The sequence below is a fragment of the Streptomyces sp. NPDC020780 genome (genome assembly GCF_044334475.1).
In the GTDB taxonomy this organism is placed as follows: domain Bacteria; phylum Actinomycetota; class Actinomycetes; order Streptomycetales; family Streptomycetaceae; genus Streptomyces.
Map to the genome: position 1 here is coordinate 367,842 of NZ_JBIRTB010000004.1, position 26,400 is coordinate 394,241.

At 72.1% G+C, this 26,400-nt stretch carries 24 protein-coding genes; 10 read left to right on the top strand and 14 right to left on the bottom strand.

Annotation, left to right across the window (positions count from 1 at the left end):
• Positions 1-238 precede the first annotated feature (238 nt).
• Positions 239-1,684: an NAD(P)/FAD-dependent oxidoreductase gene (locus ACH4VO_RS10355; protein ID WP_360990900.1), complete on the bottom strand. Its 1,446-nt coding sequence runs from the start codon at positions 1,682-1,684 to the stop codon at positions 239-241.
• 116 nt (positions 1,685-1,800) lie between these two features.
• On the opposite strand from ACH4VO_RS10355, the gene trxA reads away from it, so the two are divergent.
• Positions 1,801-2,190, top strand: a complete 390-nt coding sequence (gene trxA, locus ACH4VO_RS10360; protein WP_360990897.1) for a thioredoxin — start codon at positions 1,801-1,803, stop codon at positions 2,188-2,190.
• A 112-nt stretch (positions 2,191-2,302) separates the two neighbouring features.
• Here the strand turns inward: trxA and ACH4VO_RS10365 are convergent, their stop codons facing one another.
• Positions 2,303-2,695 (bottom strand): hypothetical protein, encoded by a 393-nt coding sequence (locus ACH4VO_RS10365; RefSeq protein ID WP_398440917.1) that lies wholly within the window; start codon positions 2,693-2,695, stop codon positions 2,303-2,305.
• Positions 2,696-2,754: 59 nt separating this feature from the next.
• Positions 2,755-3,783, bottom strand: a complete 1,029-nt coding sequence (locus ACH4VO_RS10370) for a LacI family DNA-binding transcriptional regulator (protein ID WP_360990894.1) — start codon at positions 3,781-3,783, stop codon at positions 2,755-2,757.
• Between the two features lie 129 nt (positions 3,784-3,912).
• Here ACH4VO_RS10370 and ACH4VO_RS10375 point away from each other — a divergent pair, with 129 nt between their 5' ends.
• A complete protein-coding gene (locus ACH4VO_RS10375; protein ID WP_360990891.1) occupies positions 3,913-4,404 on the top strand; it encodes a type II toxin-antitoxin system PemK/MazF family toxin in 492 nt (163 codons plus the stop codon).
• Here ACH4VO_RS10375 and ACH4VO_RS10380 read toward each other — a convergent pair.
• Positions 4,389-5,225, bottom strand: coding sequence for a TIGR02452 family protein (locus tag ACH4VO_RS10380; RefSeq protein ID WP_360990888.1), 837 nt, complete (start codon positions 5,223-5,225; stop codon positions 4,389-4,391). The two genes, ACH4VO_RS10375 and ACH4VO_RS10380, sit on opposite strands and share 16 nt — an antisense overlap.
• 148 nt (positions 5,226-5,373) lie before the next feature.
• Here ACH4VO_RS10380 and egtA point away from each other — a divergent pair, with 148 nt between their 5' ends.
• The 4 genes from egtA to egtD are packed head-to-tail and all read left to right on the top strand — an operon-like array spanning position 5,374 to position 9,747.
• Complete coding sequence (gene egtA, locus ACH4VO_RS10385) at positions 5,374-6,687, top strand: ergothioneine biosynthesis glutamate--cysteine ligase EgtA (RefSeq protein WP_360990885.1); 1,314 nt, start codon at positions 5,374-5,376, stop codon at positions 6,685-6,687.
• Positions 6,684-8,030 (top strand): ergothioneine biosynthesis protein EgtB, encoded by a 1,347-nt coding sequence (gene egtB, locus ACH4VO_RS10390; RefSeq protein ID WP_360990882.1) that lies wholly within the window; start codon positions 6,684-6,686, stop codon positions 8,028-8,030. Before egtA ends, egtB begins: the two co-directional genes overlap by 4 nt.
• Positions 8,030-8,788, top strand: coding sequence for an ergothioneine biosynthesis protein EgtC (gene egtC / locus ACH4VO_RS10395; protein WP_360990880.1), 759 nt, complete (start codon positions 8,030-8,032; stop codon positions 8,786-8,788). The genes egtB and egtC overlap by 1 nt, the downstream gene beginning before the upstream one ends.
• Positions 8,785-9,747: an L-histidine N(alpha)-methyltransferase gene (gene egtD, locus ACH4VO_RS10400; RefSeq protein WP_360990877.1), complete on the top strand. Its 963-nt coding sequence runs from the start codon at positions 8,785-8,787 to the stop codon at positions 9,745-9,747. The genes egtC and egtD overlap by 4 nt, the downstream gene beginning before the upstream one ends.
• 213 nt (positions 9,748-9,960) lie before the next feature.
• On the opposite strand, the gene ACH4VO_RS10405 is transcribed toward egtD, so the two are convergent.
• Positions 9,961-11,214, bottom strand: a complete 1,254-nt coding sequence (locus ACH4VO_RS10405) for an extracellular solute-binding protein (protein ID WP_360990874.1) — start codon at positions 11,212-11,214, stop codon at positions 9,961-9,963.
• Positions 11,215-11,596: 382 nt separating this feature from the next.
• Here ACH4VO_RS10405 and ACH4VO_RS10410 point away from each other — a divergent pair, with 382 nt between their 5' ends.
• Positions 11,597-11,764 (top strand): hypothetical protein, encoded by a 168-nt coding sequence (locus ACH4VO_RS10410; protein WP_360991036.1) that lies wholly within the window; start codon positions 11,597-11,599, stop codon positions 11,762-11,764.
• 37 nt (positions 11,765-11,801) lie between these two features.
• Here ACH4VO_RS10410 and ACH4VO_RS10415 read toward each other — a convergent pair whose 3' ends face one another.
• The 4 genes from ACH4VO_RS10415 to ACH4VO_RS10430 all read right to left on the bottom strand — a co-directional run bounded on the left by ACH4VO_RS10415 (position 11,802) and on the right by ACH4VO_RS10430 (position 14,808).
• On the bottom strand, positions 11,802-12,293 hold the full coding sequence (locus ACH4VO_RS10415; RefSeq protein WP_360990871.1) for a hypothetical protein: 492 nt from the start codon (positions 12,291-12,293) through the stop codon (positions 11,802-11,804).
• Positions 12,294-12,345: 52 nt separating this feature from the next.
• Positions 12,346-13,632: a SpoIIE family protein phosphatase gene (locus ACH4VO_RS10420; protein ID WP_360990869.1), complete on the bottom strand. Its 1,287-nt coding sequence runs from the start codon at positions 13,630-13,632 to the stop codon at positions 12,346-12,348.
• Positions 13,632-14,432 (bottom strand): alpha/beta hydrolase, encoded by an 801-nt coding sequence (locus tag ACH4VO_RS10425; RefSeq protein WP_360990866.1) that lies wholly within the window; start codon positions 14,430-14,432, stop codon positions 13,632-13,634. Before ACH4VO_RS10425 ends, ACH4VO_RS10420 begins: the two co-directional genes overlap by 1 nt.
• 97 nt (positions 14,433-14,529) lie before the next feature.
• Positions 14,530-14,808, bottom strand: a complete 279-nt coding sequence (locus tag ACH4VO_RS10430; protein ID WP_360990863.1) for a hypothetical protein — start codon at positions 14,806-14,808, stop codon at positions 14,530-14,532.
• 193 nt (positions 14,809-15,001) lie between these two features.
• Here ACH4VO_RS10430 and ACH4VO_RS10435 point away from each other — a divergent pair, with 193 nt between their 5' ends.
• Positions 15,002-15,193: a DUF6381 family protein gene (locus ACH4VO_RS10435; RefSeq protein WP_360990861.1), complete on the top strand. Its 192-nt coding sequence runs from the start codon at positions 15,002-15,004 to the stop codon at positions 15,191-15,193.
• A gap of 111 nt (positions 15,194-15,304) precedes the next feature.
• Positions 15,305-17,728, top strand: coding sequence for an excinuclease ABC subunit UvrA (locus tag ACH4VO_RS10440; protein ID WP_360991027.1), 2,424 nt, complete (start codon positions 15,305-15,307; stop codon positions 17,726-17,728).
• A gap of 82 nt (positions 17,729-17,810) precedes the next feature.
• Here the strand turns inward: ACH4VO_RS10440 and ACH4VO_RS10445 are convergent, their stop codons facing one another.
• The 3 genes from ACH4VO_RS10445 to ACH4VO_RS10455 are packed head-to-tail and all read right to left on the bottom strand — an operon-like array spanning position 17,811 to position 21,212.
• On the bottom strand, positions 17,811-18,557 hold the full coding sequence (locus tag ACH4VO_RS10445; protein ID WP_360990858.1) for a succinate dehydrogenase/fumarate reductase iron-sulfur subunit: 747 nt from the start codon (positions 18,555-18,557) through the stop codon (positions 17,811-17,813).
• On the bottom strand, positions 18,554-20,503 hold the full coding sequence (locus tag ACH4VO_RS10450) for a fumarate reductase/succinate dehydrogenase flavoprotein subunit (protein ID WP_360990855.1): 1,950 nt from the start codon (positions 20,501-20,503) through the stop codon (positions 18,554-18,556). Before ACH4VO_RS10450 ends, ACH4VO_RS10445 begins: the two co-directional genes overlap by 4 nt.
• 1 nt (position 20,504) lies before the next feature.
• Complete coding sequence (locus ACH4VO_RS10455; RefSeq protein ID WP_360990853.1) at positions 20,505-21,212, bottom strand: succinate dehydrogenase; 708 nt, start codon at positions 21,210-21,212, stop codon at positions 20,505-20,507.
• 96 nt (positions 21,213-21,308) lie between these two features.
• On the opposite strand from ACH4VO_RS10455, the gene ACH4VO_RS10460 reads away from it, so the two are divergent.
• Positions 21,309-22,241, top strand: a complete 933-nt coding sequence (locus tag ACH4VO_RS10460) for a LysR substrate-binding domain-containing protein (RefSeq protein WP_360990851.1) — start codon at positions 21,309-21,311, stop codon at positions 22,239-22,241.
• 66 nt (positions 22,242-22,307) lie between these two features.
• On the opposite strand, the gene ACH4VO_RS10465 is transcribed toward ACH4VO_RS10460, so the two are convergent.
• Together ACH4VO_RS10465 and ACH4VO_RS10470 are read right to left on the bottom strand one after the other, a co-directional pair.
• Complete coding sequence (locus ACH4VO_RS10465) at positions 22,308-24,482, bottom strand: EAL domain-containing protein (RefSeq protein ID WP_360990848.1); 2,175 nt, start codon at positions 24,480-24,482, stop codon at positions 22,308-22,310.
• On the bottom strand, positions 24,479-25,297 hold the full coding sequence (locus tag ACH4VO_RS10470) for an SAM-dependent methyltransferase (protein ID WP_360990845.1): 819 nt from the start codon (positions 25,295-25,297) through the stop codon (positions 24,479-24,481). Before ACH4VO_RS10470 ends, ACH4VO_RS10465 begins: the two co-directional genes overlap by 4 nt.
• Between the last annotated feature and the right edge of the window lie 1,103 nt (positions 25,298-26,400).

Consider the following 26,400-nt stretch of genomic DNA (forward strand, 5'->3'; position numbering starts at 1 on the left):
CGCCACCCGCTGACTCACGCACGCCTCCGTCCGCCCCGCACCCGGCGCCTCGGTGTCCGGGCAACCTCCATCGTCTCCCCCTGCCCCCTTCCCGTGCGGGGACACGCCGGGACGGCGGTGGGACGTCCCTCGTCCGTTCCGGCCGGGGGCGTACCGGCCGGAGCGGTCGCGCGGATCCCGGGTCAGCAGCCGCCGGCGGTGCCGTCGGCGGAACTCCCCTGCCCGGTCCCGCCTGCCCTCAGCCCCGGTACGTCTCCAGCAGCCGCAGCCAGACCTCGCTGATGGTCGGGTACGCGGGGACCGCGTGCCAGAGCCGCTCGAGGGGGACCTCGCCCGCGACGGCGATCGTCGCGGAGTGCAGCAGTTCCCCGATGCCCGGGCCGACGAAGGTGACGCCGAGCAGGATCTCGCGGTCCAGGTCGACGACCATCCGGGCGCGCCCCTTGTACCCCTGCGCGTAGAGGCCGGACCCCGCGACGGACGCCAGGTCGTAGTCGACGGCCCGTACCCGATGGCCCGCCGCCTCCGCCTCCGCGGCGGTCAGGCCGACCGAGGCGGCCTCCGGGTCGGTGAAGACGACCTGGGGGACGGCCGCGTGGTCGGCGGTGGCGGCGTGCGCGCCCCAGCGGTCGGTGTCCAGGGTCGGCGTCCCCTGGGCGCGGGCCGCGATCGCGGCTCCGGCGATCCGCGCCTGGTACTTGCCCTGGTGGGTCAGGAGCGCACGGTGGTTGACGTCGCCGACGGCGTAGAGCCAGTCGCTGCCCTCGACGAGACAGCTGTCGTCGACGGCGAGCCAGGAGCCGGGCTCCAGGCCCACGGTGTCGAGGCCGAGGTCGTCGGTACGCGGGGCCCGCCCGGTGGCGAAGAGGATCTCGTCGGTCTCCAGGCGCTCCCCGTTGTCCAGTTCGACGGTGACCGGACCGTCGTGGCCGGCCCGGCGCACGGCGGTGGCCGACACTCCCGTGAGGATGCGGGCGCCGGCCTCGGTGAGCGCCTCGGCGACCAGTTCGCCGGCGAAGGGCTCCATCCTGGGCAGCAGCCGCTCGCCGCGGACGAGCATCGTCACCTGGGCGCCGAGGCCCTGCCAGACGGTGGCCATCTCGACGCCGACCACTCCCCCGCCGACGACGACCAGGCGGCCGGGCACCTCCTTGGCACCGGTCGCCTCTCGGCTGGTCCACGGGTGGACGTCGGCGGCTCCGGGAACGGCGGGGACGACCGCCCGGCTGCCCGTGCAGACGGCGACGGCGTGACGCGCGGTGAGGTGCTGCCGCGATCCGTCCGGAGCGGTCACGGAGACCCGCCGGACACCCGTCAGCCGGCCCATGCCCCGGTAGACGTCGGCTCCGATGCCGTCCAGCCAGGCGACCTGGCCGTCGTCCTTCCAGTGGGCGGTCTCCTCGTCGCGGTGGGCGAGGACCGCCTCCGCGTCGAGCGGGCCCCGGACCGCTCCGCTCAGCCCCGGGACGCGGCGCGCGTCGGCCCGGGCGACGACCGGGCGCAGCAGCGCCTTGCTGGGCATGCACGCCCAGTAGGAACACTCGCCGCCGACGAGTTCGGACTCCACCACGGCGGTGCTCAGTCCGGCAGCCCTGGCGCGGTCCGCGACGTTCTCGCCCACGGGACCCGCCCCGATGACCACGACGTCGTACTCGGTGCTCTGTTCGGTAATGGCATCAGTCATGGGATCAGTGTCGTCGCGGGTGTGCGCGGGGGCCACATGGGCAGGCGGAATACGGACGGGGGCGGCACCGTTGTGCCCGACAGGACCTGACGGATCCCAGGAAGAGGTATCAGAGTATGAGCACCGTAGAGCTCACCAAGGAAAACTTCGATCAGGTCGTCAGCGACAACGACTTCCTGCTCATCGACTTCTGGGCTTCCTGGTGCGGTCCGTGTCGGCAGTTCGCGCCGGTCTACGACTCGGCGTCCGAGCGACACCCCGATCTGGTCTTCGCCAAGGTCGACACGGAGGCGCAGCAGGAGCTCGCGGCCGCTTTCGAGATCCGGTCCATTCCCACGCTGATGATCGTGCGTGACAACGTGGCGGTCTTCTCCCAGCCCGGGGCCCTGCCGGAAGCCGCGCTCGAGGACGTCATCGGGCAGGCCCGCAAGCTGGACATGGACGAGGTACGCAAGTCCGTCGAGGCGCAGAAGCAGGCCCAGGAGGCCCGGCAGGACTCGCAGTAGGTCCGCAGCGGCCCTGTTCGGGGATCGTCGCACACGTCCGGAAGGCAGCCGGACGCGGCGCGGGCAGCGCGGAGGACGGCGGGTGCGGAGAGCGGCGAGTGCGGAAGGCCGGTCAGCCGGCGCCGGGCTGCCCGTCCGGGGGCGACGCCGCACCGTCTTCCGGCCGCTCCGTCCCGGCCGGGTCCGCCTCAGGGTCCGGAGCGGTCTGCCGCTCCCCATCGGCCTCCGCCTCGGAATCCGGGCCGCCGATGCGCTCGGCGATCCTGACCGTGAGGGCGTAGTCCAACTCCCATCCGTCCACCAGCAGCGCCTCGACGGTGTGCGTCGAGGGATCGATGTCCGCTTCGATGCCGTCCCCCGCGTAGCGCGGGTAGCCCGACGCGCCCGTCTCCCCGGTGGCCGCCACGACCCCCGAGCGGATGGCTGTGCCAGGTGCGTGGACGTCGGCGTCCGACTCCTCGTGCTCCGGGAACAGCAGGATCTCGTAGCTCTGCGGATGGCTCATGCCGACGACGCTAGACATCCGCCGCGGGGTGTGCACGTCGTGACGCCCCACCGGTGCGCTCAGCTGGATTCGCGTACGACGACGGCGGCTCGCAGCAGGTAATGGCGTTCCGGGGCGCCGCCGGAGTGCTGGACCAGCCGGTCGATCAGCTCCGCGGGCGGCTGGGCGGTCGCCAGCTCCGTCCTGACGCTGCTGAGCCGGGGCCGCAGGAGCCTGCCGAGCATCAGGTCGCCGGCACCGATCACCGCCGTCTCGGCGGGCACCAGGACCCCGGCGTCCTGCAACGCCCTCATCAGGAGCATGGCGTACTCGTCGTCGTACGCGAACACGGCGTCCAGTCCCAGGCTCCGCCACCGCCCGGCGAGCGCCTCGGCCGACGCCTCCTCGTACCGCAGCGGCAGCGGCTGGACGCGGGCGTCGGCCCCCGACTCCTCCACGGCCCGGCGGGCGCCGGCCAGCCGCGGCTCGGCGAACAGCGCCAGGCCGGGATCCTGGGGCATGACGACCCCGATCCGGCGGCGTCCCCGGGAGAGCAGGTGCCGCACCGCGCAACTGCCCACCTCGCGCTGGTCCGTGACCAGGGCGTGCGCGCCCTCCACCGGCTGGGGCCCGAGAGTGAGGACCGCCTTGGCGCCCGAGCGGGTGAGCACGCCGATGGCAGGCGGTGTGAGGGTGATGGCGGCCGGGGACACGACGGCCACGGGGCGGAGTTCGGCCCAGGATCTGGCCGCCTCGTCGGCGTCGAGGCCGACGGTGCCGTACTGCACCACCGTGTAGTCCAGGCGCCGCAGATCCGTCTGCAGGTCGGCGAGGAAGCGCTGGTGGAGTGGGTCTGCCGGGACGTGCGCCGTGGGCAGCAGCACCATCCGGGTGTGGCCGGCGCGCAGGCTGCGGGCCGCAGCGTGCGGGACGTAGCCGAGGTGGGAGGCGGCTTCCCTGACCCGGAGCCGGGTGGGTTCGCTGATCCGCACGGTCGTGTTGTTGTTCAGTACGTAGGACACGGTGGCCCGGGAGACTCCGGCGAGCCGCGCCACGTCGGCGCTGGTCGGTACGGAGAGGTCGCAGGGCTGCTCGGGTAACTGGCTCATCGCGTCGGGCAGTCTTCCAGACCCGCCCGCACCACCCGTGGGCCGGGGCCCGGTCCCCGGAGCGGGAGCGGCGCGCGGACGGCCGGACCCGCTCCACGCATCGCCCCGGGCGGGTTCTACGGTGTTGCGATGACGTTCCAGCGCATCGATCACCATGGCAGCCCCAGCACCGACCACAGCAGCAACCCCTCGTCCGACTTCCCCGGCCGCAGCGGCCCCGCCGCCACCTCGCAGGCCGACCCCCTCGAGGTGGGGCCGGTGCGCACCTCGTACGCACCGGACCGCGACGGCGCCCCCGATCCCGGCGAGATCGTCTGGACCTGGGTGCCCATCGAGGAGAACGACGGGCGGGGCAAGGACCGGCCGGTTCTCGTCGTGGCCCGGGAGGCGGCGGGCACCCTGCTCGCCGTACAGCTCTCGAGCAAGCAGCACGACCGGGACCACGAGTGGGTGGCGCTGGGCGCCGGCCCGTGGGACAGCTCCGGCCGGCCGTCCTGGGTGGATCTGGACCGGGTGCTGCGGGTGTGGGAGGACGGGATGCGCCGTGAGGCCTGTGCGCTCGACCGGGGCAGGTTCGATCGCGTGGTGGGGCGGCTGCGGGAACGTTACGGCTGGAGCTGAGCGGCGAAGACCCGGGCGAAGGCAGCCCGGGTGGCGGAGCCGGGGCTGCGGTCCAGAACGCCGAAGACGATCTGCTCGAAATGGCCCGCGAACCGCCCGCCGTCGGTGAGCAGCGCGCGGAAGGCGCCTGCGACCTCGGCCGGGTCGTTCCGGAAGACCCCGCACCCCCAGGCGCCGAGCACCAGCCGCCGGTAACCGCGTACGGCGGCGACCTCGAGCACCCGTTCGGCCCGGCTCGCGAGCGCCGCCGGAATGCGGTGCGCCCGGTCCGGCTCCTGTCTGCGGATGACTCCGGCGTTGGGTGCGGGCGAGGTCAGGAACCCGGCGGTGTACGGGTTCTCCAGGAGCCTGCCGCGGTCGTCCCGGAAGACGGGCACGCCGGGCGAGTGGATGACCCGGTCGCTGTAGAAGGCGGAACGCTCGGCCCGGTGGTGGGCGTAGTACTCCGGGGCGCGCAGCAGTGTGGAGTGGAGCGCGGAGCCGCGGCAGAGTGCCTCTTCCTGGGCCTGGGCGCCGTTGAGGTAACCGCCGCCCGGGTTCCGGGCGGATGCGTGGTTCAGTACGGCCACCTTGCCCGGTGACGCGCCGGTCATCCGCTGCGCCGCCCGCAGGCTGCTCTCGGCGGTCACCTCGACGACCGGGACGCGGCCGGTGTCCAGCACGGGGACGTGCACGGGCTCCGGACCGTACAGGCGGGTCCCCGAGAGTGCCGTGGTCAGGGCGCGCTCGATCGACACCTCCCGCCCTGCGGGCGTGCGGTAGCGCCCGGCCCGGACGATGTCCTCCGTCTCGCGCGCGATGCCGCGCAGCCGTGCGCTCATGGGCGCGCCCCCGTGTGGTGCATACGGGGCATGCTGGACTCCCCCGCGGCATGGACGCAACCGGTTTTCCGCGCCGCGAAGGCACCCTTGTGCGAAATCCCGCTACGGGTTTGGGTGGAAGGCGAAGCACCCGAGAAGGAGGCCCGGCATGCCCCTGGACACCCCTGGTGATGACGGCCCGCCCGTCGAGGCGGAGCCCCTCGGCGAGGACGACGCGGAGGACCTGTTGCGCGGCATATGTTTCAAGACGGGACCGCCCCGGACCGTAGGGGTGGAACTCGAATGGCTCATCCACGACCGTGAACGTCCCCAGCTCGCCGTCCCGCCCGAAAGGCTGCGCGCCGCAGCCGACGCCGTGCGCGCGGTCCCGCTCGACGCGGCCCTGACCTTCGAACCGGGTGGTCAGCTGGAGCTCAGCTCCCGGCCCGCCCCTTCCCTGATGGCCTGCGTCGACACCATGGCCGCCGATCTGGCCCTCGTACGCGACACGCTCGGCCGGGCCGGACTCGTGCCGGCCGGTCTCGGCGTCGATCCCTGGCATCCCCCTCGCCGGCTGCTCCAGGAGCCCCGCTACGCCGCGATGGAAGCCGCCCTCGACCGCTCGGGGGCCTCCGGCCGCGCCATGATGTGCACGACCGCGTCCGTCCAGGTCTGCCTGGACGCCGGCGAGGAGGAACCGGGTCCGCTGGGTTACGGGCGGCGCTGGCAGCTCGGCCACCTGCTCGGCGCGGTCCTCGTGGCGGCGTTCGCCAACTCGCCCTTCCGGCAGGGGCGGCGGACCGGCTGGCGTTCGACGCGGCAGGCGTTGTGGACGGATCTCGATCCGGCCAGGGCGCTCGCCCCCCGGACCGGGCGTCCGCCGCGTGACGCGTGGGCCGCCCATGTCCTCGACTCCCCCGTCATGTGCGTCCGGAGCGAGGGGGACGCCCCCTGGGCCGTACCCGAGAAGCTGTCCTTCCGGGACTGGATCCGCACGGGGGCGCCGAGACCGCCGGTGCGCGGCGACCTCGACTACCACGTCACCACGCTGTTCCCGCCGGTACGCCCCCGCGGGCATCTCGAACTGCGCATGATCGACGCCCAGTCCGGGGAGGACGGCTGGCTGGTGCCCCTGGCCGTCACCACGGCACTCCTCGACGACCCGGAGGCGGCGGAGACCGTGTACCGCACCGTGAAGCCCCTGGCCGAGACGGCCGGGTACGCGGCCGCACCCCGCAACCCTCTCTGGATCGCCGCCGCGCGGGACGGGATGAGCGGTCCGGAGCTCTCCTCGGCGGCCGCCGCCTGTTTCGCGGCGGCTCTGGAGGCGCTGCCCAGGGTCGGGGCGAGCCGGCACGTCATGGACACCGTCGCCGCGTTCACCGACCGTTACGTGGCCCGGGGCCGATGCCCCGGCGACGATCTTCCCCACCCGGCCGAGGCCGGAGCCGTACCCCCGCACGGAAAGGGTTTGGTCCGATGACCGACACCGGCAGCACCGGCATCCCGACCGACCTGCAACTCGACACGGAGGCGCTGCGCGGGCGGGCCCTGGCCGCGCTCCTGACCGCCCGCGAGCGCACCGCGCTGCTCACCGACAGCGTCGACGACCACGATCTGACCGCCCAGCACTCACCGCTGATGTCTCCCCTGGTCTGGGACCTGGCGCACATCGGGAACCAGGAGGAACTGTGGCTGCTGCGCGCCGTGGGAGGGCGTGAGGCGATGCGCCCCGAGATCGACGGGCTGTACGACGCGTTCGAGCACCCCCGCGCCAGTCGGCCCTCACTGCCCCTGCTACCGCCCGCGGAGGCCCGCGGCTACGCCGCCGACGTACGCGGCCGGGCGCTGGACGTCCTCGACGGCGCCGTGCTCGACGGCGCGGGCCGCCCGCTCGAACGGGCGGGCTTCGCCTTCGGCATGATCGCGCAGCACGAACAGCAGCACGACGAGACGATGCTCGTCACCCACCAGCTGCGTCGCGGACCGGCCGTGCTGCACGCCCCGGAGCCGCCGGGGCCCACCGACGCCATGACCCTGCCGGCCGAAGTGCTCGTCCCCGGCGGACCGTTCACCATGGGGACGTCGACCGAGCCCTGGGCACTGGACAACGAACGGCCCGCACACCGGCGCGAGGTGGCGGCGTTCTACGTCGACACCACTCCGGTCACCTGTGGCGCCTACCGGCGGTTCGTCGAGGACGGCGGGTACACGGACGACCGCTGGTGGGCCCCCGAGGGCTGGGCGATGGTCCGCGAACACGGTCTCGTCGCCCCCCTGTTCTGGTACCGGGACGCCGGTCAGTGGCTACGCCGGCGCTTCGGGGTGACCGAACCGGTCCGGGAGGACGAGCCGGTGCTCCACGTCAGCTGGTACGAGGCCGACGCGTACGCGCGATGGGCCGGACGCCGGCTGCCGACCGAGCCCGAGTGGGAGAAGGCCGCCCGCCACGATCCGGCGGCCGGACGTTCGCGGCGTTACCCCTGGGGGGACGAGGACCCGACACCCGAGCACGCCAACCTGGGTCAGCGCCACCTGCGCCCCGCCGCGGCGGGGGCGTATCCGGCGGGCCGGTCCCCGTCGGGCGCGGGGCAGCTGATCGGGGACGTGTGGGAGTGGACCTCGAGCGACTTCCTGCCCTACCCGGGGTTCGCCCCGTTCCCGTACCGCGAGTACTCGGAGGTCTTCTTCGGGCCGGAGCACAAGGTGCTGCGCGGCGGCTCCTTCGCTGTGGACCCGGTGGCCTGCCGAGGTACGTTCCGCAACTGGGACCTGCCGGTGAGGCGGCAGATCTTCGCCGGTTTCCGGACGGCGAGGGACGCCTGATGTGCCGTCACGTCGCTTACGTGGGAACGCCGGTGGCCTTGGGCGAGATAGTCTCGGCGCCCGCCCACTCGCTCGTGCGCCAGTCCTGGGAACCCCGGTACCAGAAGCACGGCACGGTCAACGCGGACGGTTTCGGGGTCGGCTGGTACGCGGACGGTGATCCGGTACCGGGGCGCTACCGCCGCAAGGGGCCGGTCTGGGGCGACGAGGGCTTCGCCGATCTGGCGCGTGTGGTGCGCAGCACGGCGCTGCTGGCCGCCGTCCGCGACGCGACCTTCGCCGGGGCGGACGGGGAGGCCGCCGCGGCGCCGTTCGCCGATGGCAGTCTGCTGTTCAGCCACAACGGCGCGGTGCGTGGCTGGCCCGGCTCGCTGGCCGGACAGGCCGGCACCCTGCCGCCCGACCGGCTGCTCGCCCTGGCGGCGCGGAGCGACTCGGCGCTGATATGGGCGCTCGTGCTGCACCGGGTGGCCGAGGGCGAGGAGTTGGCCCGGGCGGTCGCAGGCACCGTGCTCGATGTCGCGGACGCGGCGCCGGGCTCACGCCTCAACCTGCTGGTGACGGACGGTTCCGCCATCGTGGGGACGGCCTGGGGCGACACGCTCTGGTACCTCCACGAACCGGGACGCCGCCGCACGGTGGTGGCCTCGGAGCCGTACGACGACGACCCCTCCTGGCATGAGGTCGCGGACCGCACACTGCTGGCCGCGACGGACACCGACGTATCGCTGACCCCGCTCAAGGAGCCCACCGCGTGAGTCCCTTCCTGCTGACCCGTACCCTGCCGGTTGACGCGACGGACGCGGCGCTGCGCGCCGACGTACTGGACGGTCTGACCCGGCAGCCGAAGACGCTGCCCCCCAAGTGGTTCTACGACGCGCACGGCAGCGACCTGTTCGAGGAGATCACCCGGCTGGACGAGTACTACCCGACGCGGGCCGAACGGGAGATCCTGATCGCCCGCGCCGGTGAGATCGCCGCGGCCTCGGGTGCGCGGACCCTGGTCGAGCTCGGGTCCGGGTCCTCGGACAAGACACGGCACCTGCTGGACGCCATGCCCGCACTGCACACCTACGTGCCGGTCGACGTCAGCGAGAGCGCCCTCACCGGGGCGGCCCGGGCTCTGCTGGCCGAGCGGCCCGGGCTCTCCGTGCACGCGATCGTCGCGGACTTCACGCACGCCCTGGAGCTGCCCGACAGCCCCGGTCCCCGGCTGGTGGCCTTCCTGGGCGGAACGCTGGGCAATCTGCTGCCTGGGGAACGCGCGGAGTTCCTGCGCTCCGTACGGGCGCGGCTCTCGCCCGGGGACGGGCTGCTGCTCGGCACGGACCTGGTCAAGGACGAGGCCACGCTCGTGGCCGCGTACGACGACGCGGCCGGGGTGACGGCCGCCTTCAACAAGAACGTCCTGACGGTGGTGGACCGCGAGCTGGGGGCCGACTTCCAGCTCGACGACTTCGGCCACGTGGCCGTCTGGGACCCGGACAACGAGTGGATCGAGATGCGGTTGCGGGCCCGGCGGGCGCTGACGGTGAAGATCCGGGCGCTGGATCTCGTGGTGACGTTCGAGGAGGGGGAGGAACTGCGTACGGAGGTCTCCGCGAAGTTCCGCGAGGAAGGGGTGCGCGGAGAGCTCGCGGCCGCGGGACTGCGACTGGATCAGTGGTGGACGGACACGGAGGGCCGTTTCGCGCTGTCGCTCGCGACGGCCGCCTGAGCGGCGCGCGCCGGCGTGCGCCTGCCGGGCCCGCAGCCCGCGGGGATCGGCGGCAGGAGGTGGATCTCGGCGGTGACCACCCTCCACAGCGAGACGGCGAGCGGGGCGTCCCCGACGAAGGCGGCGGCCCCCGCCGTGTCCGTGTCCTCGGTGAGGTAGCGGATGCGTACCGGCCGGACCGGGGCGGGCGGGGACGGGCGTGGGTGCGGAGGGTCAGCCGGAGATGAGCGTGGAGGTGATGCGGCGCGACGCCTTCCTCGCCTCCGTCGCCGGGTCCCCGCCCTCCAGCACCGCCGTCATGTAGGGCTTGATCGGGTTGTCCGCCTCGACGGCCGCCCAGTGGGGCGAGTTGGGGGTCGCCCGGCCCTGGGTGGCGCCCTGCGCCATCGCGGCCGTTCCCTCCTGGCCCTCGATGACGTGGGCCAGGGCGGGCTTGTTGGGCACGTAGCTCATCGCCTTGGCGAGTTCCGTCTGCCACTGCTCGCCCGCCAGCGCCTTGACGACCTCGACGCCTTCGCCGCGTGCGTCGGCGTGCTCCGGAACGATCAGGTCCGATCCGCCGGTGAAGACGGCTCCGGGCTTCTCCGCGCTCTTGCCGGGTACGGGGAAGTAGCCCAGCCTGCCCTTCAGTTCGGGGTTCCGCTGTTCGATGAGCGCCGCGCTGCCGGGGATCGCGATGATCTGGGCGACGTTGCCCTCGGCGAAGACGTCGGTCTCGGGGGGCGTCTGCTCGTCGGCGTCCTCGGGGCCGTCGCCCAGGGCCTGGAGCCGCTTGTAGAACTCCATGCCTCTGAGCGCGGCGGGCGAGTGGAGGGCGCCCTCCCAGTCCCCACTGCGGTCGTCGGCCAGTTCACCGCCCTCGTCCCAGATGAACCCGGCAAGGACGTACCAGTTCTGGCCGGCGAGATAGATGCCCTGCCGGTCCGCGCCGTCCAGCTTCTCCGTGGCCTCGATCCACTCCTCACGGGTCCGCGGAAGCGCGGTGATGCCCGCCTGTTCGAAAAGGTCCTTGTTGTAGATCACGACGCGGTTGGCGGCGTACCAGGGGATGCCGTACTGACCGCCGTTGACGCTGCCCGGCTCCGCGAGGCCGGGTAGCCAGTCCTCCCCACCCAGGTCGCGCATCGTCTCCAGCGTAAGATCGCGCAGTTGACCGGTCTCGGCGTACTGGGCGACCTGGGTGTTGCCGACCTCGATGACGTCCGGAACCTCGTCGCCCGCGAGGGCCTTCATGACCTTGGGCCCGATGCCGCCCCACTCCTGGATGACGAACTCCAGTTGGACGGTGGGGTGCTCCTCCTCGTAGGACTCGGTGAACCGGTCCAGGAAGTCCTGGGAGACGCTGCCCTTCATCAGCCACACCGTCACCGTGCGGCTGTCGTCACCGGCTCCGGGGAGGTAGCCGCAGCCGCCCAGCACCACGGTGGAAACGAGCGCGGCGGCTCCGGCCAGTATGCGGATCTTCACGAGGGTCACCTTCTGCGAAACGGCACGACGGAATGACAGGACCCGGGTGGGGGGACTGCGGGCGGCGCTCGCACGGGCGTATGACTGGGAGTTTGGTATGGACCAATCGACAGGTCAAGGCCCGGCCCGGGCCGAAGTCCGTCCGCGTGACGTCGCGGGGCGCCGTCGGCGCCTCGCACGGGACCGACGGCGTGAGGCGCCGCGGGCCCACGGAAGGAAGAGGTGATGCCCGCTCACACATCGCGCGTCACCGAGATCGCAGAAACCTCCGCACCCACGCCACGTGACAGCCCACGCCGGAGCCCTCACATTTCGAGGGGCGTGAGGAATGCGGGACCCGCCCCGCAGCTCATCGTCGCCGGGGCCGGCTTGACCGGCACTCGTGGACCATTCACGCTTCCGTCTCCTGCCGGCCCGCGACGTGACCGCCTTCGTCCTACGGGCAGAACGGTTCGGGATGACGCGGGTCGGCGGCCGTATCGAGGACGGCCGCATCGCCCACTGCCAGGTGGGGCTCGCGTTCGGCTTCCGGCTCGACGAGACGGCCTGACCCCGTACGCCGCTCGCACGGCCGGCCGTCGCCGCCGTCAGGTACGCCCCTCGCGCTCCTGTGCATCCTTCAGTTCGGGAGAGGGTACGGCCCACCGGGCACGCACCACCGTGAAACCGGCCCGCTCGGCCGCGTCGCAGACCAGCTCGTCGTCATCGACGAGAGCCCGCACCTCGCGCTGCCGGCCCAGCCGCTTCAGGATCTCCAGTTTGGTGTGGCGGGCCGGCCGCCGGTCGTCGTCGCGCCGCATGAAGAGGCTGCCGCGCGGCAGCCCCTGCTGTTCCAGCCAGGCGAGCGTGGCCCGGCGGCAGCGCTCGGGCCTGCCGGTCAGGTAGACGACCTCGCACTCCTCGGCACTTGCCAGGGCCAGGCTCACGCCTTCGGCCAGCGGCGGGTCGTCGGAGGCCGCGGAGAAGAACGCGGCCCAGTCCCGTCGGCGCCCTCGCAGGAAGTGCTGCCGGTGACCGGTGTCGGCGAGCGTTCCGTCCAGGTCGAACACGGCGAGCGGCAGGGCGTCGTCTCTTCTCACACGGCCCACCCTAAAGGCTGTCCCGCAGGACCTGGCAGGCGAATGGATCGCCTCACGGTTCCCGGCTGCCGGGCCTCCCCGCGGCGGGCTCGGGCGCGGCGGGCACGCTGAGGGCCAGGAGCGCGGTGTCGTCATCGAGACCCTGGCCGAGGGAGTCCAGAAGCGCGGTCAGGGCCTTGATGGCGGCAGGGGCGGAGGTGGGCGCCAGGGCCCGGGTGAACTCCAGCAGGGCTTCGTCCCCGTACCGGCCGCCGCCCGTGGCGGTGTGCGCCTCGGTCAGGCCGTCCGTGTAGAGCAGCAGCGTGTCCCCGAGGCACAGATGCACGACGGTGCCCGTGAAGTCCGCGTCCGGGAGCACGCCGACCAGCTGGCCTCCCGGGGTCGGGAGGAAGTCGGCGCTCCCGTCGGCGCGCATGAGCACGGCCGGCGGATGGCCGCCGCTCGCCAGGGCGACGCGGAAGCCCCGTTCCTCGCCCTCGGGAGCCAGCCGGCCGAAGATCGCGGTGCAGAAGCGCGGCTCGTCGTCCTGGTTCTCCCCGTCGGTGAGCACGGAGTTGAGAGCGCCCAGGACCCTGGCGGGGTCGTTGTCGTAGACGGCCGCCGCGCGCAGGGTGTAGCGGGCGAGGGAGGCGACGGCCGCCGCTTCGGCCCCCTTGCCCCGGACGTCCCCTAGGAAGAAACCCCAACTGCCGGACGCCAGGGGGAAGAGGTCGTAGAAGTCGCCGCCCACCTCGTCCGAGGAGGCGATGTGATAGTGCGCCGCGACGTCGAGACCGGGCACGGGGACGAGGACGGGGGGCAGCAGCGAACGCTGCAGGGTGGTCGCGAGACGCTGCAGGCGTGCGCGCTCGTGCTCGGCCTCGCGCCGGGCCCGCAGCAGCTCCCGCTCGTACGCGCGCCGGTCGCGGGCGTCCAGCAGGGTGGTGCGGATCAGTAGCGGCTCACCGTCGGCGCCCGACCTGACGACCGACGTGACCAGGACGGGCAGCACACCGCGGTCCGCGGCCACCAGGTCCAGGGCGACGCCGCTGACCTCGCCCTGCATGCTCAGCAGCGGGGCGAAGTGCGTCTCGTGGTAGAGCCGGCCGCCGACGGTGAGCAGGTCGGAGAACCGCTTGTGACCCACGACCTCGTCGCGTCGCATGCCGAGCCACTTGAGCAGCGTCCCGTTGATCTTGACGATCCGGCCGTCCAACCGGGTGGAGACATACCCGCACGGCGCGTTCTCGTACAGGTCCTCGGCGTTGTCGCCCAGCAGAGCCGCCAGTTCCGCCCGCTCGGATTCCGCGCCTGCCGTGTCCCGGCCCGCCCCGGTCCCGTCGGCCCCCGTACCCTCCATCACCGCTCCAGCACGAAGGAGGCGATGGCGTCGGCCGTGGCCCGCGGGGCGCTGAGCTGAGGGCAGTGGCCTGTCGCGTCCAGCGTGACCAGCTCGCTGCCCGGGATGTGGGCGTGCACGTAGGCACCCACCTCGGGCGGGGCGATGGCGTCCCGTGCGCTCTGGGCGACCAGGGTCGGCACCGTCACGCCGGCCAGGGCGGCGCGGTGGTCGGAGAGGAACGTCGTTCGTGCGAACACACGCGCGATCTCCGGGTCTGTCCGGCAGAAGCTGTTGGTCAGCTCCTCGCCGAGCTCCGGACGGTCCGGGGTTCCCATGATCACCGGAGCCATCGTCGCCGACCACCCCAGGTAGTTGCTCTCCAGCGAGTCGATCAGTTCCTCGATGTCCTCCGCGCTGAATCCGCCCCGGTAACCGGCGTCGTCGACGTAGCGCGGCGAAGGGGTGAGCAGGACCAGCTTCTCGAAGAGGGCCGGCTCCCGCACCGAGGCCACCACGCCCATCATGGCACTCACCGAATGTCCCACGAACGTCACGGGCACGGGCGCGAACTCCCGGCAGACCGCGACGACGTCCTCGGCGTACCCCTCCACGGTCGAGTACTTCTCCGCGTCCCAGGCCGACAGGTCGGAGCGTCCCGCTCCCACGTGGTCGAAGACGACGACCCGGAAGCGGTCCTCGAGGAGCGGCACCACCAGCCGCCACAGGTTCTGATCGCAGCCGAATCCGTGGGAGAGCACCACTACCGGGCCGTCCTCGCGGCCTGTCACGGTCACCCGGTTCCTGCGCCACACGTCCATGCGTCAATCCTGTCATCTTCCCGGCCGGGTGGCCCGCCTCGCAGGAGGGCGTCGGGCCGCCCCCGCGCGCCCCGGCGGCAACCCCGGGAAGGTTCTCTCAGCCGGGCGGCTCGTCCGGTGCGGGATGCTCGGGATGGACTCCCGCCTGGCGCGGCTTGCCGCGGCCCGCTCCGGACTCGTCCAGGTCGGGCAGTTCCGCGTCGGTACCCTCGCCTCCGCCCTCCTCCGCGTCCTGCCCGGGCGTCCTGGGCAGGACGGGCACGTCCAGCGGGTCCTCGCCCTCCTGTATCTGCTGGTCGGGCATGTCCCTGGGAAGGGGGGTGCCGGGGTCCTTCCCGCCCGTGTCCGCGGCTGCCTTCGGCCGGCGCTCACTCATGGTCCGCCTCCTGTCCCGTGCCATCGGTGGTCGCTTCCCGCGTACCCCCCGCGCCCGGACCGAATCGTCTTTCACCGGGCCGGGGACCGGCGCCCAGCTGCGGCGATCGCCGTGGGTGGCCGTTCGGGATGCACGGCGGCGCGGGCGCTGCTTCCCTGGTCCTGTCCGCTCCCCCACAGATGCAGGAGTGATCATGAGCGTTGCAGGAGAGCCCGGCGGCCGTGCCCAGCAGATGCGCGCCAAGGCGCAGGAACTGAAGGAGGCCGCGGAGCGCGCCACGGACCCGGACCAGCGTCAGCGGCTCCAGGACAAGGCCCGCCGCCTGCGCGAGCAGAGCGAGAAGGAGAGCGGCATGCAGGGCCGGGGCATGGACCCCATGGTGTAGGACCGCACGCCCACGGCACCTACCGGCCGGTGGTCCTTGCGCGTCCGGCGATGCGGAAGGATCACCGGCACAGCCGTGTCCGCCGCCGACCGTTACGGAGCCCTGCCGCCGATGCCCACCCCCCATGATCCGTACGTCCGGGTGCGCGGCGCCCGTGAGCACAACCTCCGTGCCGTGGACGTCGACATCCCGCGCGACACCCTGACGGTCTTCACGGGCGTCTCGGGTTCGGGAAAGTCCTCTCTGGCCTTCGGGACGATCTACGCCGAGGCCCAGCGCCGCTACTTCGAGTCGGTCGCCCCCTATGCCCGCCGGCTGATCCACCAGGTCGGGGCGCCCGACGTGGGTGAGATCACCGGTCTGCCGCCCGCCGTCTCCCTGGAGCAGCGCCGGTCGGCGCCGGGCGCACGGTCGTCGGTGGGCACGGTCACCACCCTGTCCAACTCCCTGCGCATGCTGTTCTCGCGTGCGGGCGATTACCCGCCGGGGGCCGGACGGCTCGACTCCGACGCGTTCTCGCCGAACACGGCGGCCGGAGCGTGCCCCGAGTGCCACGGCCTCGGGCGCATCCACCGCACCACCGAGGACCTGCTGGTACCCGACCCGTCGCTGTCGATCCGGGAAGGGGCCATCGCGGCCTGGCCGGGTGCGTGGCAGGGCAAGAACCTCCGCGATGTGCTGGACGCCCTCGGGCATGACGTCGACCGGACGTGGCGGGAGCTCGATCCGCGGGACCGGGAGTGGATCCTGTTCACCGACGAACAGCCGGTGGTCACCGTCCGCCCGGTCCGGGAGGCGGGCCGTATCCAGCGCCCCTACCAGGGCACGTACATGAGTGCGCGGCGCTACGTGCTGCACACGTTCGCCGATACCCGCAGCCGTACGCTGCGGGCGAAGGCGGAACGCTTTCTCACCGCCGAGCCGTGTCCGGTGTGCCGCGGGAGCCGACTGCGCCCCGAGGCGATGGCGGTCACCTTCGCGGGCCGCACGATCGCCGACCTCGTCTCGCTCCCTCTCGCGACCCTCACCGAGGTGCTGCGCGCGGCGGATGGCGACGGTACGGCGCGTGTGCTGACGGCGGATCTGCTGGCCCGGATCGAGCCCGTGTCCGAGCTGGGACTGGGCTATCTCAGCCTGGACCGCACGGCCCCGACCCTGTCCTCGGGGGAGCTGCAGCGCCTGCGGCTGGCCACGCAGCTGCGCTCGGGGCTCTTCGGTGTCGTCTACGTGCTGGACGAACCGTCGGCCGGCCTGCATCCCGCGGACACGGAGTCGCTGCTCGGCGTCCTCGGCAGGCTGAAGGAGGCCGGGAACTCGGTCTTCGTGGTGGAACACCAGATGGACGTGGTGCGCCGGGCCGACTGGCTGGTGGACGTGGGACCGCTGGCGGGCGAGCACGGGGGCCGGGTGCTGCACAGCGGGCCGCCGGAGGGGCTCGCCGGAGTGGCGGAGTCCGCGACCCGGCGATTCCTGTTCGACGAGGAGCCGCCGCCGGCACGGCGACCGCGCACCCCGGCGGGCCGGATCACCCTGTACGGAGTGGGGCTGCACAATGTGCGGGGTGTCGACGTCTCGTTCCCCCTCGGAGTGCTGACCGCCGTCACGGGGGTCTCCGGGTCGGGTAAGTCCACCCTGGTGGGCGAGGTCCTGGCGGGGGTGCTCGCGGACCGGCGGGCGGCGGACACCGCGGAGGACCCGGGCGCTCGGGTGGCGCACAACTGCGCGTCGGCCGAGGGGCTGGAGGCGGTGGACCGGCTGGTACAGGTGGACCAGCGGCCCATCGGCCGTACGCCCCGCTCCAACCTGGCCACGTACACCGGGCTGTTCGACGTCGTACGGAAGCTGTTCGCGGCCACGGAGGCGGCACGGGAGCGGGGGTACCGAGCGGGCCGCTTCTCGTTCAACGTGGCGGGCGGGCGGTGCGAGACCTGTCAGGGTGAGGGGTTCGTCTCCGTGGAACTGCTCTTCCTCCCCCGTACGTACGCACCCTGCCCGGACTGCCACGGTGCGCGGTACAACCCGCCCACCCTGGAGGTCACCCTGCGCGGCCGCACGATCGCGGAGGTGCTGGACCTGACGGTTGAGGCGGCGGCCGGGTTCCTGGCGGGGACGCCCGCGGCGGAGCGCAGCCTGCGGGCTCTGCTGGACGTGGGGCTCGGCTATCTGCGGCTCGGCCAGCCGGCGACGGAGCTGTCGGGCGGGGAGGCGCAGCGGATCAAGCTGGCCACGGAGCTGCAGCGCGTCCGCCGGGGGCACACCCTCTATCTGCTGGACGAGCCGACGACGGGCCTCCATCCCGCCGATGTGGAGGTGCTCATGCGGCAGTTGCACGGTCTGGTCGAGGCGGGCGACACCGTGGTGGTCGTGGAGCACGACATGGCGGTGGTGGCCGGCGCGGACCACGTGATCGACCTGGGTCCGGGCGGTGGGGACCGCGGCGGACGCGTCGTCGCCACGGGCACCCCGCAGCAGGTGGCGAGGGCGGTGGGGAGCCGTACGGCCCCCTACCTGGCGAAGGCGCTGCGGACGGACTGAGCAGCGACCGCCCCGGTGACCTGGCGGGAGGGTCCTGCCCGGTCACCGGGGTGACGGCCTCGCTCCCGTCGCCGGGCGGGGATCAGCGGCGTACCTTGCGTGTGGCCCGCAGCCACTCCTTGTTCATCGCGGCGATCGACGGCAGCGGAATGCCCTTGGGACAGGCCGTGGCGCACTCCCCGGTCAAGGTGCATCCGCCGAAGCCCTCCTCGTCCATGGTGGCGACCATGTCGAGGACCCGGGTCTCCCGCTCGGGTGCGCCCTGCGGGAGGACGTTGAGGTGGTTGATCTTCGCCGAGGTGAAGAGCATCGCCGATCCGTTGGGGCAGGCGGCGACGCAGGCGCCGCAGCCGATGCACTCGGCGTGCTCGAAGGCGAAGTCGGCGTCCGGCTTGGGCACGGGGGTGGCGTGCGCGTCGGGTGCGGTCCCGGTGGGGGCGGAGATGTATCCGCCGGACTGGATGATCCGGTCGAAAGCCGAACGGTCGACGACGAGGTCCTTGACGACGGGGAAGGCCGAGGCGCGCCACGGTTCGACGTCGATCGTGTCGCCGTCCTGGAAGGACCGCATGTGGAGCTGGCAGGTGGTGGTGCGTTCGGGGCCGTGGGCGTCGCCGTTGATGACGAGGCTGCACGCGCCACAGATGCCTTCGCGGCAGTCGTGGTCGAAGGCGACGGGCTCGTCCCCACCGAGGATGAGCTCCTCGTTGAGGGTGTCGAGCATCTCCAGGAACGACATGTCCCGCGAGATGCCGTCGACTTCGTAGGTGGCCATGGCGCCGGGCGTCTCGGCGTTCTGCTGGCGCCAGACGCGCAGGGTGAGCTTCATGCGTAGCTCCGCTGGGTGGGATGGACGTACTCGAAGACGAGGTCTTCCTTGTGCAGGACGGGGGCGTCGCCGGTGGAGCCGAACTCCCAGGCGGCGGCGTAGGAGTACTCCGCGTCCCTGCGGGCGGCCTCGCCGTCCGGGGTCTGGGACTCCTCACGGAAGTGGCCGCCGCAGGATTCGGCGCGGTGCAGTGCGTCGAGGCACATGAGCTCGGCGAGTTCGAGGTAGTCGACGACACGGTTGGCCTTCTCCAGCGACTGGTTGAGCTGTTCGCCGGTGCCGGGCACCTTGATGCGCCGCCAGAACTCCTCACGGATCCGCGGGATGCGGTCCAGGGCCGTGCGCAGCCCTTCCTCGGTGCGGGCCATGCCGCAGAACTCCCACATGAGTGCGCCGATCTCGCGGTGGAAGGAGTCCGGGGTGCGGTCTCCGTCGACGGCGAGGAGGAGGTTCAGGCGGTCCTCGGTCTCGGCGACGGCCTCGGCGACCGCCGGGTGGCGGTCGTCGATCTCCTCGCTGTGCGGGTGGCGGGCGAGGTAGTCGTTGATGGTGGACGGCAGGACGAAGTAGCCGTCGGCGAGGCCCTGCATCAGGGCGGAGGCGCCGAGCCGGTTGGCCCCGTGGTCGGAGAAGTTGGCCTCGCCGATCGCGAAGAGTCCCGGAACGGTGGTCTGGAGGTCGTAGTCGACCCAGAGCCCGCCCATCGTGTAATGCACGGCCGGGTAGATGCGCATCGGGGTCTCGTACGGGTTCTCCGCCGTGATCTGCGCGTACATGTCGAAGAGGTTGCCGTACTTCTCCTCGACCGCGGCCCGGCCCATCCGACGGATGGCCTCGGCGAAGTCGAGGTAGACGCCCTGGCCACCCGGTCCGACGCCGCGGCCCTCGTCGCAGACGTTCTTCGCAGCGCGGGAGGCGATGTCGCGGGGCACCAGGTTCCCGAAGGCCGGGTAGATGCGCTCCAGGTAGTAGTCGCGCTCGTCCTCGGGGATCTGGTCGGCGGGCCGCTGGTCCCCCTTCGCCTTCGGCACCCAGATGCGGCCGTCGTTGCGCAGCGATTCGCTCATCAGCGTCAGCTTGGACTGGTGGTCGCCGGTACGCGGGATGCAGGTGGGGTGGATCTGGGTGAAGCAGGGGTTGGCGAAGTACGCACCCCTGCGGTGGGCGCGCCAGACGGCGGTGGCGTTGGAGTTCATGGCGTTCGTCGAGAGGTAGAAGACGTTGCCGTATCCGCCGCTGGCCAGGACGACCGCGTCGGCGAAGTGGGTGTCGATCCTCCCGGTGACGAGGTCGCGGGCCACGATGCCGCGGGCCCTGCCGTCGACGACGATCAGGTCGAGCATCTCGGTACGGGCGTGCAGTTCGACGTTGCCCGCGGCGATCTGGCGGGAGAGCGCCTGGTAGGCGCCGAGGAGGAGTTGCTGTCCGGTCTGGCCGCGGGCGTAGAAGGTGCGGGAGACCTGGACCCCGCCGAAGGAGCGGTTGTCCAGCAGTCCGCCGTACTCGCGGGCGAAGGGGACCCCCTGGGCGACGCACTGGTCGATGATCTCGACGGAGATCTGGGCCAGGCGGTGGACGTTGGACTCGCGGGCGCGGAAGTCGCCGCCCTTGACGGTGTCGTAGAAGAGCCGGTGCACGGAGTCGCCGTCGTTGCGGTAGTTCTTCGCGGCGTTGATGCCGCCCTGCGCGGCGACGGAGTGGGCCCGGCGGGGCGAGTCCTGGAAGCAGAACTGGACGACGTGGTAGCCCTGTTCGGCGAGGGTGGCGCCGGCCGATCCGCCGGCCAGTCCGGTGCCGACGACGATGACGGTGTGCTTGCGGCGGTTGGCCGGGTTGACGAGCTTGGCCTGGAAGCGGCGGGTGTCCCAGCGTTCGGCTACGGGGCCCTCAGGGGCCTTGGAGTCGACGACGGGCTCGCCGGTCCGGTAGTTCGTGTAGTCGCTCATGTCAGCTCACCACTCCGGTCATGACGGCGACGGGCACGGAGACGAATCCGGCCGTCAGCACCACTGCGAGGACGTTGGCGAGGGTCTTCAGCACGCGGTCCCGGGTCGCGTTGCCCACGCCGAGGGTCTGCGCCGCACTCCAGAAGCCGTGCTGGACGTGCAGGCCGAGGGCGAGTACGGCGACGATGTAGACGACGTTGCCGTACCAGGTCGAGAAGGTGTCGAGCACGTTCTGGTAGGGGTGCCCGGGCTGGAAACCGCCCGGGTGCACGGTGCCGGTGGTCAGGTCCAGGATGTGCCAGACGATGAACAGCGCGAGGATCACGCCGCCGTAGCGCATGGTGCGGGTGGCGTAGCTCGCGCGCGCCCGCTTGTGCACGTACGCCGTCGGGCGCGCCCGGAGGTCCCGGCGGCTCAGCTGGTAGGCGGAGACGGCGTGCAGGACGACGGCGGCGACGAGCACCACGCGAATGATCCAGAGTGCCCACTCGTAGTGCAGGAAGGGCTCGCCGAGGGTGCGGAGCCAGTGGGCGTAGTGGTTGAACTCGTCGGATCCGAAGAAGACCTTCAGGTTGCCCAGCATGTGCACCACCAGGTAACCGAGCATGATCAGGCCGCTCACGGCCATGATCGTTTTCTTGCCGACGGACGAGTCCCAGAGCGTACGCGTCATGGGGGGCCGTCGGTCCGTCCGCGTTGCCAATGCCATGGACACGAAGCTAGGGGCGCGGGGCGCCATCAGTCCAAGACATGAAACGAGTCATGTCCATAGGCAACGGCTATGCGGCTGGTTATCGTCGGTCCCATGCACTTCCAGCAGCTCACCTACTTCGTGGCCGTGGCCGAGGCCCGGCACTTCACCCGGGCCGCCGAAGAGGTGCACGTCTCCCAGCCTTCTCTCTCCCAGCAGATCAAGGCGCTGGAAAGAGAGCTGGGCGCCGAACTGTTCAGCCGGGCACGGGGCAACATCACCCTCACCGACGCGGGTGAGGCCCTGCTCCCGCTGGCCCGCAGGATCCTGGCGGACGCCGACACGGCGCGGCACGAGGTGCAGGAGCTGGTCCATCTGCGCCGCGGGCGGATCAGGCTCGGCGCCACCCCCAGTGTCTGCACGGGTCTGCTGCCCGAGGTACTGCGCGCCTTCCACGGCGCGCACCCGGGGATCCGGCTCCTGATCGAGGAGGGCGGCTCCCACGACCTCGTACGGGAGCTGGCACGGGGCGCCCTGGACCTCGCGCTGCTCGTGCTGCCGCTGCCCGCCGCCTCCCCCGCGCTCACCACGGTCGAGCTCCTGCAGGAGGACCTGGTGGTGGTGTCGTCGGCTGCCCGGCCCGCACCCGGCCGCCGGGGCGCCGTGCACATCGCCGACCTGGAGAACGAGCCGCTGGTGATGTTCCGGCACGGTTACGACCTGCGCGAACTGACGGTCGCCGCCTGCCGTGCCGCGGGCTTCGAGCCCTCGTTCACCGTGGAGGGCGGTGAGATGGACGCCGTACTGGGCTTCGTACGGGCCGGGCTCGGGATCGCCGTGGTGCCCCGCATGGTCGCCGTACGGGCCGGCCCCGACCTGCGGACGACGACGCTGGCTTCGCCGGGTCTGCGGCGCACCATCGCGCTCGCGCACCGCAGCGACGTCGAACCGCCGCGCGCGGCGCGCGAGCTGCAGCGCATGCTCCTGGGGGCAGGGCCGCCCGCCGGCCCCGCGGCCTCCGGCGGGCCCGGCCCGTCCGGCGGCTGAGGGGAGAAGCCGTCCGGCGGCTGCCGTGAGCCGTCGGACGGCTGCCGGACGGCTGGGAGCGGTCCGTCAGACGGCGTCCGCCAGCAGCAGCGAGTGGATCCGGTCCGGGGCGCCCGGCCTGGCGTAGTACCAGCCCTGGGCGGTGTCGCAGCCGAGCTGCCTCAGCTGCTCCGCCTGCGCGCCGGTCTCCACGCCCTCCACCGTGACCGCGAGGTCCAGGCTGTGGGCGAGCGAGACGATGCCCTCGACGATCTTCAGGTCGACCGGATCGGCCGGGTGGTGCTGCATCCCCTGCGTGAAGGAACGGTCCAGCTTGAGCACGCTCACCGGCAGCCGCCGCAGGTTCGCCAGGTTCGAGTAGCCCGTCCCGAAGTCGTCGAGCGCGATGTCGACGCCCATCTCCGCGAGTTGGCGCAGCGGCTTCAGCAGGTCGTCGTCCGCCCCGATCAGCGCGGACTCGGTGACCTCCAGGCAGAGCGCACCCGGCTCCAGTCCGGAGCGTTCCAGTACGTCGACGGTCTCGGCGACCAGCCGGGGGTGGTGGAGCTGGGTCGGCGAGAGGTTCACGTTGATCCGCAGGGGGCCTCCGTCGGTGTGCCGCTCCTGCCAGTGGTTGGCCTGGCGCACGGACTCCTCCAGCACCCAGCGTCCGAGCGGCACGATGAGCCCGGTGTGCTCGGCGAGCGGGATGAAGCGGTCCGGCCCGAGGATGCCGTGCTGCGGGTGGCACCAGCGCACCAGCGCCTCCGCGCCGTGCACGCTGCCGTCGTGCAGGTGCACGAGCGGCTGGTACTCGATGAAGAACTCCCCGCGGTCCAGCGCCGTGGGCAGGGCCGTCGTGAGCCCGTGCCGGGTGATGGCCCGGGCGTCGGCCTCGGCGTCGGCGATCGCGAAGCGGTTGCCGCCCGCGGCCTTGGCCCGGTACATGGTGATGTCCGCACTGCGCAGCACCTCGGCGGCGGTGCGCTCGCCGGAGGGCCCTTCGACGACGCCGATGGACCCGCGTACGGTCAGCTCCCGCCCGTCGAGACGGATGGGCGTGGCGAGCGCGGAGAGGATGCGGCCGGCCAGTTCGTCGACCTCGTCCTCGGTACGGGTCCCGGTCGTCAGGGCCACGAACTCGTCCCCGCCGAGCCGGGCGACCATCTCGCCGGGTGCGGTCGCGCAGCTCTGCAGCCGGTCGGCGACCTCGACCAGGAGCCGGTCGCCGGCCGCGTGGCCCAGGCTGTCGTTGATCGCCTTGAAGCCGTCGAGGTCGAGGTAGCAGAGCCCGAAGCGCATGCCCTCCCTGGGGGCGAGGGCCTTCTCCAGGCGCTCGAAGAACAGGGTCCGGTTGGGCAGTCCGGTGAGCGCGTCGTGGGTGGCCTCGTAGCGCAGCCGCAGGTTGAGCAGCCTCCGCTCGGTGGTGTCCTCCATGAGGGCGAGCTGGTACTGCGGCTGCCCCTCCGCGTCCCGTAGCAGCGAGACCGTGAGGTTGGTCCACAACACGGTGCCGTCGTTGCGGTAGTACGGTTTCTCGACGCTGTAGTGCTCGCGCTCGCCGCGCACCAGTTCGGCGTAGTACTTCCACACGTGCGGCGAGTCCTCGGGGTGGACCCACTCGTTCACCTTGTGGCTGCGGACGTGGTGCTCGAGCCCGCCGAACATCCGGGTGAGGGTGTCGTTGATCTCCAGGATGTTGCCGTCCAGGTCGGCGATGCCGATGCCGATGGCGGCGTCCTTGAACACGGCGCGAAAGCGTGCCTCCGTGGCGTGCAGGGCCTGTTCGGCCTGCGAACGGGCGGCGAGCGCCGAGCGTGCGATGGCCTCCTGCTCGGCGAGGGTGCGTTCGCGCAGTGCCTGTGTGAACCCTCCGGCCAGGGCGTGCTGGATGCGCGCGCACCGGGCCCGGCTGTCCTCCGTGGAGAGTTCCACCGGGCCGTTGCCGCCGCAGTAGAGCACCAGGTAGGAGTCGATGACGCCGAGCGTGGAGCTCAGCGCGTCGGGGTCCGTGCAATGCGCCGCGACCAGCGCGCCGCCCACCCGGTGTGCGGGCGTGGCGTCGAAGGGCCGCGCGTGGAGGATCGCGTCCAACTCCCTGGCGAGCGGCAGCAGATGCTGCTCGAACTCCGGGCGGGTCATGGACGTGGCGGTGGACGGGAAGATGGCCCGGCTCCAGATGGTGGCGAATCTTCGGAGCCGGCCCTCGGGGCCGTCCGGTTCCGCGTCCGGCGTGCCGGACGCCTGGGCGGGAATGCTCACGCCTTGCGCCCCACCCCGGCGAAGCCCGAGAACGCGAAGGGGTCTTCCTGGGCCCGCCCCTCGGGGGACTCGGGACGCCAGTCGGGCATGGAGACGAGGCCGGGCTCGACCATGTCGTATCCCTCGAAGAACCCGCTGATCTCCGCGCGCGACCGCATGATCAGCGGGTTGCGGATGCTGCGGTAGACACCGACCGCGCCACCGGCCTCCTCCTGCGGAAGCGGAATGCCCTCGTAGGAGGCGTGCGTAAGGATGAGCAGGCTGCCGGGTGCCAGCGCGTCACGCAGTTCGGCGACGGCCGCGTACGGGTCGTCGGCGTCCTCGATGAAGTGGAGCACCGCGACGAGCAGCAGCGCCACGGGCTTGCCCAGGTCGAGGAGTCCGCGGACCTCCGGTGCGTCCAGGATCGTGCGGGGCTCGCGCAGGTCCGCGGCGGCGACCACGGTCCGCTCGTTGCCCTCGAGGACGGCCTGGCTGTGGGCGACGGCGACCGGGTCGTGGTCGACGTAGACGATCCGCGCCTCCGGGTCGGCCGCTTGGGCCACTTCGTGGACATTGCCGAATGTCGGTATGCCGGAGCCGATGTCCAGGAACTGGCTGACGCCCGAATGGGCCGCGTAGTGCACGGCCCTGCGCATAAACGCACGATTCGCCTGCATGATCTTGGGAAGGCCCGGCAGGAACTCCATGGCCTTGCGGGCCGCTTCCCGGTCCACCTCGAAATTGTGCGAACCGCCCAGATAGAAATCATACATGCGAGACACACTCGGCACCGAGATGTCAATGCCCTGCGGTGCCCAGGCGGGACGCTCCATCGATGTCTCCAACAAGTCGCCACGGCGATCCGGCCATGTGCATGGTCAGTGTTGTCCAGAGGCTACTGACCGGTCGCCAGGAGAGCGAGTGGAAACGGGAATGAGAGATCCGTTATTGGTCACACACCAGTGGCATGTGCAAGAGTCCGTCGCTGCCCGTGAACATGCGGCGACGGACCGGCACGAAATGGCTTCCCGACCCCGCCCCGAGACGCCGGCCGACTTTACACCGGATGCCACGGCCTTCCATGTCCCGCCGATACTCCGGCTGTTGGTGACCCCGGCTTCCCCACACCGGCAGACGTCGCCGTCCGGCCGGCAGTCGACCGGGTGCCGCTGGCTGACGTCGGTGCGGCCGGAGGTGACGCATCCCTTCATGGTGACACCTCCGACGTCATTCTCAGCCGCATGGCTGACGACCGGCCACTTCCCGGACGGTTACCCGTGCGTACCGGCCTCTTCGGCCGAACCGAGGCGTTCGGGAAGCGGTGAACCGCCGTGCCCGCTTGCCGACGGCGCTGTTTCCGAGTTCAGGATCTTTCCGGACCGAAAATCCGGCGAGATCGTCCGGCGCCGAGCCGAGGGATGGTCGGTGTTCACCCCCGTGCTGTTTCCGTACGGCGCCGCGGCGAACCAGGAAGCGCCCACCTCCTGCCCGTTGGACCCCCGTCCGTGTTCTCGGCGTACCGCCGCGTCGGCCGGTCCGTGATCGTGGGTTGTTCCGTCCGTCGGCCTGGTGCCTCCGGTGCTCCCCGATCAGCGCCGCGTCGTTCCCGGCGGGCGCCGTCGGGCAGGTCTTCGCGCACCTCCCCCTCGCACGTCCGAGCCGTAGCAGCCGCCCCGCACCGATGCCCTGTCCGAGCCGGAGCCGCCGTCGGCCCGCTGCTGCGCGGAGCCCAGGTCGCCCCCGGCCACGGAGACCGACGAAGCGCCCGTCTCCTGACCGCACGCCTCCGTCAGCACCCACAGGAGCGACAGGACAGCCGCTTCGCCCGACCGCGGGGCTCGCTGGCTACGCATACCGGCTCCCCTTCCCTCGCCTGCCGGGACGCGGGCCCGCGTTTCCCCTGGCCGTGGGCACGGTTCCGGGCCAAACGCGAACC

Bases quoted from the DNA above. Each gene is read 5' to 3' on its own strand.
- ACH4VO_RS10445 (WP_360990858.1), bottom strand. From the start codon at position 18,557: ATGAAGCTCACCCTGCGCGTCTGGCGCCAGCAGAACGCCGAGACGCCC.
- ACH4VO_RS10380 (WP_360990888.1), bottom strand. From the start codon at position 5,225: ATGAGCGCACGGCTGCGCGGCATCGCGCGCGAGACGGAGGACATCGTC.
- ACH4VO_RS10435 (WP_360990861.1), top strand. From the start codon at position 15,002: ATGAGCGTTGCAGGAGAGCCCGGCGGCCGTGCCCAGCAGATGCGCGCC.
- ACH4VO_RS10365 (WP_398440917.1), bottom strand. From the start codon at position 2,695: ATGAGCCATCCGCAGAGCTACGAGATCCTGCTGTTCCCGGAGCACGAG.
- ACH4VO_RS10470 (WP_360990845.1), bottom strand. From the start codon at position 25,297: ATGGAGCGTCCCGCCTGGGCACCGCAGGGCATTGACATCTCGGTGCCG.
- ACH4VO_RS10440 (WP_360991027.1), top strand. From the start codon at position 15,305: ATGCCCACCCCCCATGATCCGTACGTCCGGGTGCGCGGCGCCCGTGAG.
- ACH4VO_RS10370 (WP_360990894.1), bottom strand. From the start codon at position 3,783: ATGAGCCAGTTACCCGAGCAGCCCTGCGACCTCTCCGTACCGACCAGC.
- ACH4VO_RS10420 (WP_360990869.1), bottom strand. From the start codon at position 13,632: ATGGAGGGTACGGGGGCCGACGGGACCGGGGCGGGCCGGGACACGGCA.
- ACH4VO_RS10455 (WP_360990853.1), bottom strand. From the start codon at position 21,212: ATGGCATTGGCAACGCGGACGGACCGACGGCCCCCCATGACGCGTACG.
- trxA (WP_360990897.1), top strand. From the start codon at position 1,801: ATGAGCACCGTAGAGCTCACCAAGGAAAACTTCGATCAGGTCGTCAGC.
- ACH4VO_RS10430 (WP_360990863.1), bottom strand. From the start codon at position 14,808: ATGAGTGAGCGCCGGCCGAAGGCAGCCGCGGACACGGGCGGGAAGGAC.
- ACH4VO_RS10460 (WP_360990851.1), top strand. From the start codon at position 21,309: ATGCACTTCCAGCAGCTCACCTACTTCGTGGCCGTGGCCGAGGCCCGG.
- egtA (WP_360990885.1), top strand. From the start codon at position 5,374: ATGCCCCTGGACACCCCTGGTGATGACGGCCCGCCCGTCGAGGCGGAG.
- ACH4VO_RS10425 (WP_360990866.1), bottom strand. From the start codon at position 14,432: ATGGACGTGTGGCGCAGGAACCGGGTGACCGTGACAGGCCGCGAGGAC.
- ACH4VO_RS10375 (WP_360990891.1), top strand. From the start codon at position 3,913: ATGACGTTCCAGCGCATCGATCACCATGGCAGCCCCAGCACCGACCAC.
- ACH4VO_RS10355 (WP_360990900.1), bottom strand. From the start codon at position 1,684: ATGACTGATGCCATTACCGAACAGAGCACCGAGTACGACGTCGTGGTC.
- egtC (WP_360990880.1), top strand. From the start codon at position 8,030: ATGTGCCGTCACGTCGCTTACGTGGGAACGCCGGTGGCCTTGGGCGAG.
- ACH4VO_RS10450 (WP_360990855.1), bottom strand. From the start codon at position 20,503: ATGAGCGACTACACGAACTACCGGACCGGCGAGCCCGTCGTCGACTCC.
- egtB (WP_360990882.1), top strand. From the start codon at position 6,684: ATGACCGACACCGGCAGCACCGGCATCCCGACCGACCTGCAACTCGAC.